Genomic DNA, 15,049 nt, shown 5'->3' with positions numbered 1-15,049 from the left:
TAATCATCAGGACTTCTACTTCCGACTTGCGGGCGTCCTCTAAATTGATAGAAAGTAGGTTTGGAATCAATGAAATGGACGGCAGCAGATTTAACGCTAGAGCAAAAGGTAGGACAAATGTTTATATGCGGCTTCAACGCATTGACGCCGAATGAGCATGCCAACATACTGATCGAACAATTTCAGGTGGGGGGCATCTGCTACTTCCGCCGGAACGTGAAGACTCTGCCTCAACTTGCCGAACTGTCGGCATCTCTGCAGCAGCTCGCTTCGGGCAGCCAACCGTTTCCGCTTCTGATCTCGATTGATCAGGAGGGCGGCATGGTCGCGCGAATCGATCATGAAGGCATCAGCCGAATTCCGGGCAATATGGCGCTTGGAGCAGCGGGCAGCGCAGAGGATGCCTACAGGGTGGCGCAAATCGGGGCGCGCGAATTGCGTTCACTCGGCGTGAACATGAACTTCGCGCCTTGCCTCGACGTCAACAACAATCCGCGCAACCCGGTTATCGGCGTGCGCTCCTTCGGCGAAGATCCCCATGCCGTTGCCGAGCTCGGGACTGCGGCGATTAAGGGTTATCAGGAAGAAGGGGTGTCCGCTACAGCCAAGCACTTCCCGGGTCATGGCGACACCAGCGTAGATTCCCACCTGGGGCGGGCATCCGTACCGCATGATTTGGAACGGCTCCGCAGCGTTGAACTGTTCCCTTTCGCACAAGCGATCAAGGACGGCGTCGATGCCATCATGACGGCTCACGTCAGTTTCCCGGCCATTGAGCCGAGTGATCTGCCTGCAACGCTTTCTCATGCTGTATTAACGGGGCTGCTGAGGGAGGAAATGGGCTTCGAAGGTTTGATCGTGACGGATTGCCTCGAGATGCATGCGATCTCCAAGGAGTACGGCATTCCGGAAGGTGCGATCCGCGCGATCGAAGCAGGTGCGGACTGCGTGCTGGTCAGCCATACGCTGTCGGAGCAGACGGCAGCGATTACGGCGGTCATCGAGGCTGTCCGCGGCGGGAGACTCCCGGTAGAACTGATCGACAAAGCCGTTGATCGGATTTTGGCGCTCAAACAACGTAATGCGAAACTCGCTGAAGAGCTTCCCGTCCACCCGATTGGCGAGGTTGCCGAAGAGACCAAACAGCTGCTCGCTCAAATCGCAGGCAGGGGAATCACGCTGGTAAAAGACGAAGGGCAGCTGCCTCTTAAGCCGGAGCAGGCGGTTACCGTAATCTGGCCGGAGCTGCTTCAGGCGACCCAGGTCGACGAAGCATGGAGCAAGAGCTACACGCTAGGGGATGCCCTGAGAAGTTACGGCGTGCAGGCGGACGATCTGCGCGTCGGGACGGATATGTCCGACGAAGAGGTAGAGCAGGCCGTTAAAGCCGCGGAAGGATATAAGCAGATCGTGGTGGCTACGTACACCTCCGAGAGCCGTCTTCCGCAAGGTCAGCAGAAGCTTGTAAGCAGGCTGAGCGAGCTTGAGGATGTGACGCTCGTTATCGTCGCAACCCGCAATCCGTACGATATCAATGATCTTCCGCCAGTTCCCGCATATTTGTGCAGCTACGAGAATACGCCTTACTACATGAATGCCGCCGCGGGTGTATTGGTTGGCAAAGTTAGGCCTGAGGGTAAGCTTCCGGTAGGGATCAGCAAGACCTATCCTCTCGGCTGGACCGGTAATCAGGACTATGTCAATAATTAAATAATGGTTGCCCAAACCGGAGTCTTCCTGCCTAGGAATGCTCCGGTTTTCCTATTTTCCAGCCATTTCTGAGCAACTTTTCGGGAAAGTCGGCGTCTAATAGTATGTCCAATAGAGGCAGACAGACTATACTGAGAGTTTTAAAGGAGTAGAGAATGAATTTCAAACGAATCTCGATGATTACAGTCCTTGCCGCGGCCCAAGTATCCATGGCATTTCCCGTGGCAGCTGAATCACCGGATGTTACAGCTCCGGCGCTAAACGGGCAACCGGCGCTGCAGTCCCCGGTGGAAGGACAAGGCCAGGCAAACAGAGAACAACAGACGGACTTGCAGCAAGCGGAGGAAACGCCGGCAACGCCAACAGAAACACCTTCCGATTCAATCGAAGGCACGACCAGCGATCCGAATGCCACACCTTCTGAACCCAATGAACAGCAGGAGGACTCGGCAAGCGATCCTTCCGATAATGAAGTATCTGAGAACGAAGAGGGAAGCCCGGCCGAAAGCAAGCCCGAAGCCGGCATTACCAATGCAGCCGCTAACGAACTGGTGCTGCTGATGAACAGCAATGTGATGTACCATAACGGCAAGCAGTACAAAGCGGGACAGCCGATGGCCGTGAAGCAAGGGGTATCCTATGTCGCCATTCGCGCCATGGTGGAGCGCGCAGGACTTAAGCTGTCTTACGATAATAAGACGAAGGAAACCATTATCATTAAGGATGGCAATGAGCTCCGATTCACGACAGGAAGCAGCAATTATAAAGTCAACGGACAGGTGCGTCCGATGAAAGGCCCTGCCTACCAGAGCAACAACGTGTTTATGGTACCGCTGACCGCGATCACGCAAGCGCTTGATATTCCATACACGGTGAACCAGCCGGAGAAGAAAGTGATTCTCGATCTGTCCGGAATGGGCAGCGGCAGCAACAGCGGCGAACAGCCGGGGGGCAGCAGCGGCGGCGGATCCGGCAGCGAGGTTCCGAACATACCGAACCTCGGTCCGAATGACCTGATCCTGATGATGAACAGCAACAAGATGTATCAGAACGGAAAAGCGTATACCGCCGGACAGCCTATGGCAGTCAAGAATGGCGTATCCTATGTCGCGATTCGATCCCTCGTCGACCGTGTCGGCCTGAGACTGACCTATGACGGCAAGACAAAGGAAACGATTATTATCCGAGGTAACGATGAGCTGCGCTTTAAGACGAACAGCAGCGTATACACGGTGAACGGCGTTCGAAAATCGATGAAGGGACCGGCTTACCAGTCCAATAATACGTTTATGGTGCCGCTGACCAGCATCACGCAAGCGCTGGACATCACCTACCGGGTCGACCAGCCGAACAAGCGGATCATCCTGAGCCTGAGCTCCAAGCCGGTGGCATCCTTTACGGTGCAGCCTGGTGAAATCTTTGCAGGACAAACCAAGGTAACGTACAAGACGAATGCCTATTCGCCGACAGGCCTGGCTATCGTAGACGAGCATTGGGAAGGCCGGGAAGATGTGTTTGACGAGCCTGGCGTGCATACGGTTTCCTATTCGGTACAGGACGCCAGCGGGGAGTGGAGCGATCCGTATATTTTGAGCATTCATGTATCCGCACCGAATACGCCGCCTGTGGCCATGTTCGACACGGATAAACAGCAATACAAGATCGGCGAGAAAATTACGTACATTAACATGAGTTATGACAGCGATCCCGGCGATGAAATTACGTTTAAGTGGGAAAACAACGACCAGGCTTTCTTTACGGCAGGGCCGCATAAAGTGCTGTTGATCGTGACCGATAAGCATGGAGCGACCAGCTCATACGAAAAAATCATCAACGTAACAAGCGAAGTGTTGTATACACGCGATCAATTCAATCAATTATTTACGGGCATCGGCGACAAATACACGTTTGACGGATCGGCCGTGCCGACATGGAATCTGATGCCGATTACGAGAAGCTCCGAGCCGTACCTGTTGATTCGCAGCAACTCTCCGGAAACCGTCTATCAGGAAGGTATCGTATATCGCGAGATCGGCAATGCCAGCACGCGCTTCATGATTCACCACTTGAATGCAACCGGGAAGAACATGAAGATGTATGTCGTAGCGACCAACATCAACACGATGACGGCGCGTCTGACCACCGAGTATACCGGTTTGGGCGGTCCGATCAACATTCCGACTGCTACGGGGAAAGCGGCTGTGCAGCGCTATCTCGAGTCCATGCAGTCAGCGGATGCATTCAAGACGATTTCGCTCGCCCCTGGCGAAAGCCGGATCATCCTGCAAGATTTGAGCGCGCAAACAATGAAGAATCAGCAGGTGCTGTCCATGTTTGCCGACCTGTATTCGGATTCGCCGATTCGATATGATGTCATCATGATCGATGAAGCCAAGGATCCGATCCAGAAGCTGCCATACCTGAAGCTTCACCCGGCCGATGGCATTCATAACCGGGGAACCTACCCGGACTCGACCCGAATCATTGAATCCTATGATTTGGTAGGCAACACGCCTACGCGTCTTGCGATTGGTGATAAGACAAACGATCCGAACCTGGAAGGGTATGACGGCATTAACGGTTCATATCAATCCAACGCCGGTAACTTCGGCGTTCTGTACAAAATCAAGCTGCACCGCGTAGCACCCAATACGCTGATCACGCTGAATCCGCGCGGAGGCAAATACATGGGCGCGATGATGGTGAACGGAAACATCATTCAGACGCCGAACACCAGCGGTGGTGCGGTATCTGCACCGAATGAAGCCGCCGTTCTCTATCGTACGGGAAATTACGAGCAGACGGTGGAAATTCTGTTTACGGCAGCACCGGGAAGCAGCCTGCCGATCAACATTCTGCTCCAGCCGCTGCCGCAAGTGAAGAACTAATCCTATTTATTCATAACAACAAGCGGACAGCCCATCAGCCGAAACACGGCCCGGGCTGTCCTTTTTGTTGGTTTATGCCGAGGGAGGGGCAGGTTTATGCCGTCCGTTAGCCTTTCAAGCTCCTGGCTGCTTGGCAGGCGGTTTACCTGTTCACAACCGCTTTCATTGACGCTGTCATTTTTTTCAGGCATTATAAGGAGAGAGTATCTTCAAGTAGAGGAGGTTATTGCGTATGCTTACGACGGAACAGATCATCGACGCCATGTCGGAACATGGGCTGCGCATTACCGATCAGCGCAAGACGCTTGCCAAATTGTTTGGGGAACATCCTGGATATTTGACGGCCAAGGATGTATACGAATATATGGGCCGGAAGTACAGCGGTTTGAGCTTTGATACGGTATACCGGAATCTTCGGGTATTGTACGAGCTTGGCGTATTGGAGCAAGTCGTGTTCGAGGAAGGCGTCAAGTTCCGGGGACGCTGCAGCGAAGAACACCATCATCATCACATGATCTGCCTGCAGTGCCAGAAGACCTATCCGATTACCTTCTGCCCGATGCAGCTGACCGATGCACCGGACGATTTCCAGGTGGTCCAGCATAAATTCGAAGTGTTCGGATACTGCCGGGACTGCGGCAAGGACAATAACGATAAGGAAACTTCGCAGGCGGGTGGAGGAAATCGGGACAGCCGGGCATGAGCACGGCGCGCAGGGTAGTGAAGGTGCCGATACACTTCTATCGGAAATTCATTTCTCCTCTGAAACCGGCGACTTGCCGCTTCTATCCAACCTGCTCGGCATATGCCCTGGAAGCGATTGAGGTGCATGGTGCGCTGAAGGGCTCCTGGCTGGCTGCTAAGCGGATCGCGAGATGTCATCCGTTTCATCCTGGAGGCATCGATTTGGTCCCGCCGCGCAAGGATAAGATGTCGTCTTCATTGACAGAGGAATAGCGATTTTTTTTGGGTATCATATGGATGATAACCGAAAGCATGCCGCCCGCAGCCAGGGGATGCCTTGGATCGATGCACACCTTGACACGCTGCGGCTCGTTTGATTAAAATGTAAGAAATTATAGGTATATCCGAGGAAGAGATAAGTACGAAAAGCTTGCCTTGAACAGAGAGCCGGAGGAGCTGGAAACCGGTCTTGGCGAATTTCGGAAAATGGTCTTGGAGGATCCGTTTTTGAGCGCTGCAGCCAGTGGCTGCCGTAAAGAAGCGGCGTGAGCCAGCGTTAATGGACGCCGTATGACGGCAGATGAGCCTGTTGCCCGCAAGGGTACGGGGAATTTGGGTGGTAACACGTGAGAATAACTCTCGTCCCATAGGGGCGGGGGTTTTTTGCTGTTTACTGCTGGTTTTCCTAAGGAATCGCTTGATTTGACAATCAATTTCACGGTAAAGGAAGGTTACAATGGCAGACAAAAAGACGTTTTATATTACGACGCCGATCTATTATCCGAGCGACAAGCTGCATATCGGACATGCTTACACAACGGTGGCCGGCGACGCCATGGCCCGCTACAAACGGCTTCGCGGATACGATGTCCGTTATTTGACGGGGACCGATGAGCACGGGCAGAAGATCGAACGCAAAGCGGCAGAGGCCGGAAAAACCCCGCAGCAGTTCGTTGACGACATCGTGGCAGGCATCAAGGATCTGTGGAAAAAACTGGACATATCGAACGAAGACTTCATTCGTACCACGGAGAAGCGCCACACCACGGTGGTGCAGGAAGTATTCGAACGTCTGCTGAAGCAGGACGACATCTACAAGGGCGAATACGAAGGGTGGTACTGTACGCCTTGCGAGTCGTTCTTCCTGGAACGTCAGCTGGTCAACGGCAATTGTCCGGACTGCGGCCGGCCGGTGGAGCTCGTGAAGGAGGAGAGCTACTTCTTCCGCATGAGCAAGTATGTGGACCGCCTGCTTCAGTATTACGAGGAGAATCCGGATTTCATTCAGCCGGTATCCCGCAAGAACGAGATGATCAACAACTTCATTAAACCAGGTCTTGAGGATCTGGCTGTGTCCCGTACAACCTATGAGTGGGGGGTTAAGGTCAAGAGCGATCCGAAACATGTCATCTACGTGTGGATCGATGCACTCCTGAACTACATCACGGCACTCGGTTACGGTACGGAGGACACCAGCCTGTATGACAAATACTGGCCGGCGGACGTTCACCTGATGAGCAAGGAAATCGTGCGTTTCCATACGATCTATTGGCCGATCATCTTGATGGCACTCGATGTGCCGCTTCCGAAAAAAGTGTTTGCCCACGGCTGGCTGCTCATGAAGGACGGCAAAATGTCCAAATCCAAAGGGAATGTGGTCGACCCGGTCACGATGATCGACCGGTATGGTCTCGACGCGCTTCGTTATTACTTGCTGCGCGAAGTTCCGTTCGGGGCGGACGGCACGTTTACGCCGGAAAGCTTCGTAGAGCGGGTGAACTCCGACCTCGCCAATGATTTGGGCAACCTGCTGAACCGCACCGTGGCCATGGTCGATAAATACTTCGGCGGGGAGGTTCCGGCTTTCTCGGCAGGCGTAACGCCTTTTGATGCCGCGATCGAGGAAGCGGCCAAGTCCGTTTATGACAAAGTCGAAACCGCCATGGAGAATATGGAGTTCTCGGTTGCGCTGACCGCGATCAGCCAGTTTGTCAGCCGCAGCAACAAATACATCGATGAGACCCAGCCGTGGACGCTGGCCAAAGACGAGAGCAAACGGCATGAGCTTGCTTCCGTTATGAGCCATTTGGTCGAGACGCTGCGGATTGCATCGATCCTGCTGCAGCCGTTCCTGACCCGCACGCCGAAGAAAATGTGGGAACAGCTCGGCTTGGCGGAAGGGGAATTGACAACTTGGGAAAGCGGACGCCAGCTCGGAGCGATACCGGCTGGTACGAAGCTTCAAAAGGGCGAGCCGATCTTCCCTCGCTTGGATGCGGAGCTGGAAGTGGCCTACATCGCTGAAGCGATGACTGGCGGCAAGAAGGCAGCCGAGGAAGAGCCTACGGGTTCGGCGGCAGCTTCGTCCGCCGATAGCGGAGCGGAGCCTGTGGAGCTCAAAGAGGAAATCGGCATCGAGGATTTCGCCAAGGTTGAGCTGCGCGTAGCACAGGTCATCGCCGCCGAGCCGGTCAAGAAAGCGGACAAGCTGCTGAAGCTGCTGCTGGATCTCGGGTTTGAGCAGCGGCAGGTGGTGTCCGGCATTGCGAAGTTCTATACGCCGGAGGAATTGGTGGGACGCAAAGTGATTTGCGTGACAAACCTGAAGCCGGTGAAGCTTAGAGGCGAAATGTCGCAAGGCATGATTTTGGCCGCTTCCTACGGGGATCAGCTCACGCTGGCAACCGTGCCGGAGGGCATGCCAAACGGCGCCATCGTGAAATAAATGACGCCTGCGTTGAATTAAGTTGGATCAGACGGTGTACCCTGTTAAGGGTACGCCGTTATTTTTTTCCTCTAATACGCGGGGTACCTGAGTTCTATATGAAAAACTAATAGTAACTTTTACGATTTGGTTGACAATCACGTCGAACTGCTCTTATAATCTTTTTAGTAAAGTTTACGATTAGTTGAGCGGAGCGAATGTGGGGGAGATGAACATGAACAAGAGAAAGAGCAAGAACAAACTGAACGGCTGGACCTGGAGCGTTACTTCGATGTTGCTGGCGGTGCTCATCCTGTCGGGCTGCGGAAGCAAATCCGGCGGAAGCATTGTTGAAGGCAAGGTTAACGTCATTACGACCTTCTATCCAATATATGAATTTACGAAGGAAATCGGCGGAGACGAGGTCAATGTCGTGAATCTTCTGCCAACTGGCGTGGAACCTCATGATTGGACGCCGCGGAGTCAGGATATCGTCAATACATCCAAGGCTCAGCTGTTTCTTTATAATGGTGCAGGGCTGGAAGGCTGGGCGCCTGGATTCTTAAAGGGTCTCGATAAAGATACGCAAGTGAAACCAGTCATCGTTTCCCAAGGGATCCAACTGATCGACGCCGTGGGGGATGATGGCCACGGGCATGGTGAAGCAGCCCATGAAGAGGAACACGACCACAGTCATGGAGAAGGCGCTGAAGCGCACGACCACAGCCATGAGGAAGGCACCGAAGAAGATCATGCTGGCCATGATCACGAGGAAGAGGCAGCCGAGACGAATACGGATACCCATCATACGGATCCGCATACTTGGGTAAGCCCGAAATCCGGGCTGGTCATGGCAGAAAATATCAAGAACAGCCTGGTCGAGGTCGATCCGGAACATAAGGACGGCTATGAACAGCGCTATGAAGCGTTAAAAGAGAAACTGGTCAAACTGGATAACGACTTTGCGAGCGAGCTGTCCAAACTGCCGAAAAAAGATATCGTCGTATCCCACCAGGCATTCGGTTATCTATGCCGGGACTACGGTTTGACGCAGCATGCGATTATGGGACTGTCGCCAGACGCCGAGCCGAGAGCGCAGGATATCGTGAACCTGACCAAGACGGTGAAAGAGAAGGAAGTGAAATATATCTTCTTCGAAGAACTCGTATCGGATAAACTGGCCAAAACGCTGGCCAATGAAGCGGGCGTGGAAACCTTGGTGCTGAATCCGGTGGAGGGGCTGACCAAGGAGCAGGCAAGCAGCGGCGAGAATTATTTCACGCTGATGGAGAAAAATTTGCAAAATCTAACGAAGGCTTTACAATAAGGAAGAAGGGGGATCATATCCCCCTCTTCTTTCGTGTTATGAACGTATACGGACTCGTATATTTATTATAGAGAGACTACAGAGAGAAAGGCGGCCTGTTTATGGAGCCGGCAGCGCAGGATTGCCACCAACCTATCGTACAAATCAAGGATGTATCCTTTCATTACCGGGATCAACAGGTGATCAAGGATCTTAATTTCACCATAAAAGAGCGGGACTTCGTTGGCATCGTCGGATCTAACGGCGCGGGTAAAACCACCCTGCTCCGCATGATCGTCGGCTTGCTTCCCGCCGCGGAAGGGACCATTGAACTGTTCGGCCAGCCGATCCGTAAATTCCAGGACTGGGAGCGAATAGGCTATGTTCCGCAAAAAAATGCGTTCAACCCGCTGTTCCCTGCCACCGTGCGCGAAGTCGTCATGTCCGGTCTATATAATCGAAAAAAAATGTTTCGCCGTTTGAGCCGCCTGGACCATCAGAAATGCGAGGACGCGCTGGAAGTGATGCGCATTCAGGATATTGCCGATAAACGGATCGGCGCCTTGTCCGGAGGCCAGCAGCAGCGCGTATTCCTTGCTCGCGCGCTGATTAATCGTCCGGATCTGCTTATACTGGACGAGCCGACAATCGGCATTGATGCGGAGACCCAAGCCGGATTCTTTGAATTGATCACCCATATGCATGCCCATCACCATATGACGTTCCTGATGGTCACCCATGATTTGGACATGGTCAAAGACTACCTGGGCGAATCGCCGGTATCGCAAAACGGAAAGATTCAGTTTTTCGTCCGGCATTCCCATGAAATCGAAAACTGCGCGGAAGTGGACTTGCAGCATTCGCTCGTATAATCATAGAAACAAACTTATGGATGCAGGAGAAGGAGACGTTGTCATTGCTTGATATTTTGCTTAGCGATTTTTTCCAGCGGGCGCTGATCGGTGGGGTTCTGATCGGGATTACGGCCCCGCTTATCGGAATATTCCTCGTGCTGCGCAGGCTGTCGATGATCGGCGATACGTTGTCGCACGTCACGATAGCGGGCGTGGCACTCGGATTTTTGATCGAAGTCTACCCGCTTGCCGCAGGATTGGTATTTGCGGTGCTGGCCTCTTTTGCGATTGAGAAGCTGAGAAAGGCCTACAAAAGTTATGCCGAGCTGTCCATCGCCATTATTATGTCGGGCGGCGTTGCGCTGGCCTCGCTGTTTTTCACGCTGGGAATGGGCTATAATACGGATGTCATGAGTTATTTGTTCGGAAGCATCTATACGCTGGATTCCACGGATATTTATATGGTAGGCGGCGTTACCGTCGTTGTCATTGCGGTAGTGGTAATGTTCTTCAAGGAATTTTTCCTGCTCAGCTTCGAGGAGGATGCGGCCAGCGTCAGCGGCCTGCCCGTCAAATGGATGAACATGATCATTACGGTGCTGACGGCGCTTGTCGTAAGCACCGCCATCAAGATTGTGGGCGCGCTTCTGGTCTCCGCATTGCTGACCATTCCGGTAGCGATCAGTTTATTGCTGGCGAAAAGCTTCCGAAGCTCCATCGTATTATCGGTGATCATCTCCGAAATTGCCGTAATCGGGGGACTGATGCTTGCCGGCGTATTTAATTTGGCACCCGGCGCCACCATCGTGCTGCTGCTGATCAGCCTGCTCATCATTACGCTTGTCGGCAAAAAGGGCTTTACGACATAAGGGGGTTCTAAAATCAAATGGCTGATATTAATATCGGCATCGCGTTTGCGGCCGGTTTCGCTTCATTTATATCTCCATGCTGCCTGCCGCTGTACCCGTCCTATTTATCCATTATTACAGGCATGTCGGTCAATGACTTAAAGAACGAACAGAACCGCAAGGAGGTCCGTTTCCGGACCATGACGCACACACTCGCGTTCATCCTTGGGTTTTCTGCTGTTTATTACACTCTCGGTTGGGGGGCAGGCCTGTTCGGGGAGTTTTTCACGGAATACCAGGATCTGATTCGACAGTTATCCGCGCTGCTGATCATCGTGATGGGACTTATGCTTATCGGCATTTTCCAGCCTAAGTTTCTCATGAAGGACCGGAAATTCAATTTTAAATCCAAACCGACCGGATACATAGGAACATTTCTATTTGGTATCGGCTTCGCCGCAGGCTGGTCGCCTTGCGTAGGACCGATTTTGACAGCGATCATCGCGCTTGCAGCTTCCGATCCGGGAACGTGGTTCCCGCTGATCACTTCATATTCGCTCGGGTTTGCGGTGCCGTTTTTCATCCTGGCCTTTTTCATCGGCTCCACCCGCTGGATTCTTAAATATTCAAGCACGCTGATGAAGGTCGGCGGCGTCTTGATGATTCTGATGGGGGTTCTGCTCTTCACGGATCAAATGTACAAGATTACGATTTGGCTGCAAGGCATTACGCCGGAATGGCTTAAATTCTAATGGCGTTGGGTAAGGCTGGTTCAATTCATAGGTCCATATTGACATAGGCCCATATTGACATGAGGATTGGACCAGGACTTGCCAAGGGGTCTCAAAAACATGTATCATTACTAATGCAGGTAAAACAGTTTTATGGCACGGGTTATGTAATTATAGAAAAGAGGGAATAAGATGCCGACACCTAGCATGGAGGATTATTTGGAGCGCATCTACAAGTTGATCGACGAAAAAGGATATGCGCGCGTTTCGGATATTGCCGAAGGCTTGGAGGTTCACCCCTCATCCGTCACGAAAATGATTCAAAAGCTGGACAAAGACGAATATTTGATCTATGAAAAATATCGTGGTTTGGTTCTGACCAGCAAAGGCAAAAAAATGGGCAAGCGGCTCATGGAACGTCATCATTTGCTTGAGGAATTCCTTGAGATGATCGGTGTACAGGATGAAAACATTTACAGGGACGTTGAAGGAATCGAGCATCACTTGAGCTGGGATTCCATTACGAGAATTGAGACGCTTGTGGAATATTTCAAGCGTGATGAGAATCGACTTCAGGATTTGCGTGACGTTCATAACGAATTAGTCAACGAATCGTAATGTGGCATCTGTCCGCTTGTGACAGATGCTTTTTTAAACTGAACCGTCATATTTACATGGTTATAGTAATAGGTTAGATTACCTGCAAATTTCATATTTTCGGAGGATTAATAGAAATGAAGCTTCGTAGATGGTTGTTGGTGCTGATCATGCTGTTATTGTGTCTCCCGTCGGTGGTCCCAACCGCGCAAGCGAAGGCGGCTCGTATCAGCATTCAGCTGGACGGTGTAAACCTGAACAGTGACGTATCTCCTTACATATTGCCGAAGGTTAACGTAACCATGGTTCCTACGCGGATCATCAGTGAAGGACTTGGCGCTTCGGTCGCTTGGAATCAGAAGTCGAAGATGGTAACAATCGGAAAGGACGGTTCGAGCCTGCAATTGACATCCGGCAAAAAAACCGCCCTCGTGAATGGATCATCGGTAGCACTGGATGCTTCCGTTGAAATCAAGAACGGCCGGGTCATGGTTCCGCTGCGTTTCATCAGCGAGAATCTGGGCGTTCAAGTGGAGTGGAATCAGGCGGCACAGCGCATCTCGCTGTCCACGGGCTCGGTCGTCGTTCCTCCGCCGGTATCAACCGGGGATGAAGTCAGAGGGGCCTGGATATCCACCGTGTTCAATCTGGACTGGCCGAAAACGAAGACCAGCGCGGAACAGCAGCAAGCCTCTTACATCGCCTTGCTGGATTCGCTCCAGGATGTCGGCATCAATACCGTGTACGTGCAGGTACGTCCGGCCGGTGATGCATTGTATCCTTCCACCATGGTACCGTGGTCGAAGGTGTTGACGGGCATTCAAGGTGCCGATCCGGGTTACGACCCGGTTGCTTTCATGGTAGAGGAAACGCACAAACGGAATATGGAATTTCACGCTTGGTTTAATCCTTTCCGGGCGAACACCGATATTTTGACGGCATCGCTCCATCCGTCCCATGTTGCGCTAAGCCATCCGGATTGGATCGTGAATACAGGCAAGCAGCTGTACATCAACCCTGGGATTCCGGAAGCCAGGCAGCATATCATCGATACGATCATGGAGGTCGTTAACGGATACGATATTGACGGCATCCATCTGGACGACTACTTCTATCCGTCCAATACGGTCTTTAACGATGACGCGGCATACCGCGAGTTCAATAATGGGGCCTACGCCAATCTGGCGGATTGGCGCCGCGGAAATATCAATGCCTTTGTCCAATCGCTCGGAGAGAGCATTCATCGCGTGAAACCGGACGTCGAATACGGAATCAGCCCTTTCGGCGTATGGCGTAACCAGTCCGTGGATAAGACGGGTTCGGATACGAAAGCAGGTGTAACGGCGTATGACAGCATGTATGCCGATGTGCGGACCTGGATCCAGAACGGCTGGATCGATTACGTTGCACCGCAGATCTACTGGAGCATGAGTAACCCGGCAGCCGACTATGATAAGCTGGTGGACTGGTGGGCCGGCGAAGTACAAGGAACCGGCGTAGATCTTCTGATCGGCCATGCCCCCTACAAACTGGGAACCAGCGAAATCGGCTGGCAGAGCGCATCGGAAATCATCAATCAATTGAAGTACAATCAAAACCATGCCGAAGTGAAAGGCAGCATTTTCTTTAGAGCAGAGAATATTTTAAGCAATCCGTTAGGCATTAAAGATCAATTGCAATCATATTATAGATAAATCTGCACGTCCTATAGGTATGAAACATCCCCCGCGCTCATACATAGTCATTAGACCATGTGAGGCGGGGGATTTTTATATGCAGATCAATGCGGTTTTTGAAGGCGGGGGGGTCAAGGGCATCTCGCTTGCCGGGGCTGTCAAGGCGGCGGAGAATGCCGGCATGGTATTCAGCCGCGTTGCCGGAACGTCCTCGGGCTCCATCGTGGCATCCGTGCTGGCAGCTGGTTACCGTGCTGACGAAATCAAGCGCATTATCGAGGAAACGCCCTTTCATTCGTTTCTCCAGAGGGCACCCATTTTTAATACAAAGTTTATCGGTCCTGCCTTGCGGGTCTTGATTAAGAAAGGGCTCTATTCCGGAGAAGCCCTGGAGAATTGGATAAGGGAAATCCTGCTGGCCAAAGGGATATTTACCTTCTCGGACATCCCGGCAGGGAAGCTTTATATCGTGGCATCGGACATCACCAATGGCAGGCTGCTGGTGCTTCCGGATGATCTCCGCCAATACGGGATCAATCCTGCCACCTTTCCGGTAGCCAAGGCTGTGCGCATGAGCTGCAGCATCCCCTATTTTTTTGACCCCGTCATCCTGCGTTTGTTGGGCAGGGCCGCAAAAGGCAAATCGTTCGGCGAGCAATTTGTTTATATCGTGGATGGGGGACTGCTCAGCAACTTACCCTTATGGCTCTTTGATCGCGAATCGAAGGGTGGGCCTAAGCCCCTGCCGGTGCTGGGCTTTCAGATGGTCGGGAAGAACAGCAACCTGCCTCATCTGATCGAAGGCCCGATCGGGATGTTAACCGCCATGTTCGAGACGATGCTCTCCGCACACGATGAACGTTATATCGAGCAGCAAAACCGAAATCGCACGATCAAAATTCCGACGCTCGGCATCGGCACCACCCATTTTAATCTGACCAAAGAGGAAAGCGAGAATTTATACAATTCCGGTCTGACGGCCGGCACGATGTTTTTCACCCGCTGGAATGCCGAACATTAAAAAAACCGTCCACCCGGCATATGCATGCGC

The 15,049-nt window shown here is 52.4% G+C and carries 12 protein-coding genes; all 12 read left to right on the top strand.

Going from position 1 to position 15,049, the window contains the following annotated elements; genetic code table 11:
* Positions 1–69: 69 nt before the first annotated feature.
* The 12 genes from AC3RCL_RS20000 (at position 70) to AC3RCL_RS19945 (ending at position 15,019) form a co-directional block, all read left to right on the top strand.
* Positions 70–1,710, top strand: coding sequence for a glycoside hydrolase family 3 protein (locus tag AC3RCL_RS20000; RefSeq protein ID WP_192572506.1), 1,641 nt, complete (start codon positions 70–72; stop codon positions 1,708–1,710).
* 155 nt (positions 1,711–1,865) lie between these two features.
* Positions 1,866–4,598, top strand: a complete 2,733-nt coding sequence (locus AC3RCL_RS19995) for a copper amine oxidase N-terminal domain-containing protein (protein ID WP_192572505.1) — start codon at positions 1,866–1,868, stop codon at positions 4,596–4,598.
* 232 nt (positions 4,599–4,830) lie between these two features.
* Positions 4,831–5,301: a Fur family transcriptional regulator gene (locus AC3RCL_RS19990; protein WP_009595022.1), complete on the top strand. Its 471-nt coding sequence runs from the start codon at positions 4,831–4,833 to the stop codon at positions 5,299–5,301.
* Positions 5,298–5,555: a membrane protein insertion efficiency factor YidD gene (gene yidD / locus AC3RCL_RS19985; RefSeq protein WP_096773220.1), complete on the top strand. Its 258-nt coding sequence runs from the start codon at positions 5,298–5,300 to the stop codon at positions 5,553–5,555. Before AC3RCL_RS19990 ends, yidD begins: the two co-directional genes overlap by 4 nt.
* Positions 5,556–6,018: 463 nt before the next feature.
* Positions 6,019–8,007, top strand: a complete 1,989-nt coding sequence (gene metG, locus AC3RCL_RS19980) for a methionine--tRNA ligase (protein WP_492531516.1) — start codon at positions 6,019–6,021, stop codon at positions 8,005–8,007.
* Between the two features lie 214 nt (positions 8,008–8,221).
* Entirely contained in the window at positions 8,222–9,313 is a 1,092-nt protein-coding gene (locus AC3RCL_RS19975; protein WP_492531514.1) for a metal ABC transporter solute-binding protein, Zn/Mn family, read from the top strand.
* A gap of 101 nt (positions 9,314–9,414) precedes the next feature.
* Complete coding sequence (locus AC3RCL_RS19970) at positions 9,415–10,164, top strand: metal ABC transporter ATP-binding protein (RefSeq protein ID WP_036665754.1); 750 nt, start codon at positions 9,415–9,417, stop codon at positions 10,162–10,164.
* 20 nt (positions 10,165–10,184) lie between these two features.
* Positions 10,185–11,015, top strand: coding sequence for a metal ABC transporter permease (locus tag AC3RCL_RS19965; protein WP_492531511.1), 831 nt, complete (start codon positions 10,185–10,187; stop codon positions 11,013–11,015).
* Positions 11,016–11,032: 17 nt separating this feature from the next.
* Positions 11,033–11,746, top strand: coding sequence for a cytochrome c biogenesis CcdA family protein (locus tag AC3RCL_RS19960; RefSeq protein ID WP_009591263.1), 714 nt, complete (start codon positions 11,033–11,035; stop codon positions 11,744–11,746).
* A gap of 171 nt (positions 11,747–11,917) precedes the next feature.
* On the top strand, positions 11,918–12,343 hold the full coding sequence (mntR, locus tag AC3RCL_RS19955) for a transcriptional regulator MntR (RefSeq protein WP_009591262.1): 426 nt from the start codon (positions 11,918–11,920) through the stop codon (positions 12,341–12,343).
* Positions 12,344–12,459: 116 nt separating this feature from the next.
* On the top strand, positions 12,460–14,016 hold the full coding sequence (locus tag AC3RCL_RS19950) for a family 10 glycosylhydrolase (RefSeq protein WP_492531508.1): 1,557 nt from the start codon (positions 12,460–12,462) through the stop codon (positions 14,014–14,016).
* 79 nt (positions 14,017–14,095) lie between these two features.
* Positions 14,096–15,019, top strand: coding sequence for a patatin-like phospholipase family protein (locus AC3RCL_RS19945; RefSeq protein ID WP_492531506.1), 924 nt, complete (start codon positions 14,096–14,098; stop codon positions 15,017–15,019).
* The last annotated feature ends 30 nt before the right edge of the window (positions 15,020–15,049 follow it).

The organism is Paenibacillus sp. MT86, assembly GCF_058792535.1.
Note: the sequence above shows the minus strand (reverse complement) of the source record. Positions and strands in the feature narration are given on the sequence as shown.

What these genes read in the sequence shown, in the direction of transcription:
- AC3RCL_RS20000 (WP_192572506.1), top strand. Translation starts at nt 70, where the DNA reads ATGAAATGGACGGCAGCAGATTTAACGCTAGAGCAAAAGGTAGGACAA.
- AC3RCL_RS19995 (WP_192572505.1), top strand. Translation starts at nt 1,866, where the DNA reads ATGAATTTCAAACGAATCTCGATGATTACAGTCCTTGCCGCGGCCCAA.
- AC3RCL_RS19990 (WP_009595022.1), top strand. Translation starts at nt 4,831, where the DNA reads ATGCTTACGACGGAACAGATCATCGACGCCATGTCGGAACATGGGCTG.
- yidD (WP_096773220.1), top strand. Translation starts at nt 5,298, where the DNA reads ATGAGCACGGCGCGCAGGGTAGTGAAGGTGCCGATACACTTCTATCGG.
- metG (WP_492531516.1), top strand. Translation starts at nt 6,019, where the DNA reads ATGGCAGACAAAAAGACGTTTTATATTACGACGCCGATCTATTATCCG.
- AC3RCL_RS19975 (WP_492531514.1), top strand. Translation starts at nt 8,222, where the DNA reads ATGAACAAGAGAAAGAGCAAGAACAAACTGAACGGCTGGACCTGGAGC.
- AC3RCL_RS19970 (WP_036665754.1), top strand. Translation starts at nt 9,415, where the DNA reads ATGGAGCCGGCAGCGCAGGATTGCCACCAACCTATCGTACAAATCAAG.
- AC3RCL_RS19965 (WP_492531511.1), top strand. Translation starts at nt 10,185, where the DNA reads ATGCAGGAGAAGGAGACGTTGTCATTGCTTGATATTTTGCTTAGCGAT.
- AC3RCL_RS19960 (WP_009591263.1), top strand. Translation starts at nt 11,033, where the DNA reads ATGGCTGATATTAATATCGGCATCGCGTTTGCGGCCGGTTTCGCTTCA.
- mntR (WP_009591262.1), top strand. Translation starts at nt 11,918, where the DNA reads ATGCCGACACCTAGCATGGAGGATTATTTGGAGCGCATCTACAAGTTG.
- AC3RCL_RS19950 (WP_492531508.1), top strand. Translation starts at nt 12,460, where the DNA reads ATGAAGCTTCGTAGATGGTTGTTGGTGCTGATCATGCTGTTATTGTGT.
- AC3RCL_RS19945 (WP_492531506.1), top strand. Translation starts at nt 14,096, where the DNA reads ATGCAGATCAATGCGGTTTTTGAAGGCGGGGGGGTCAAGGGCATCTCG.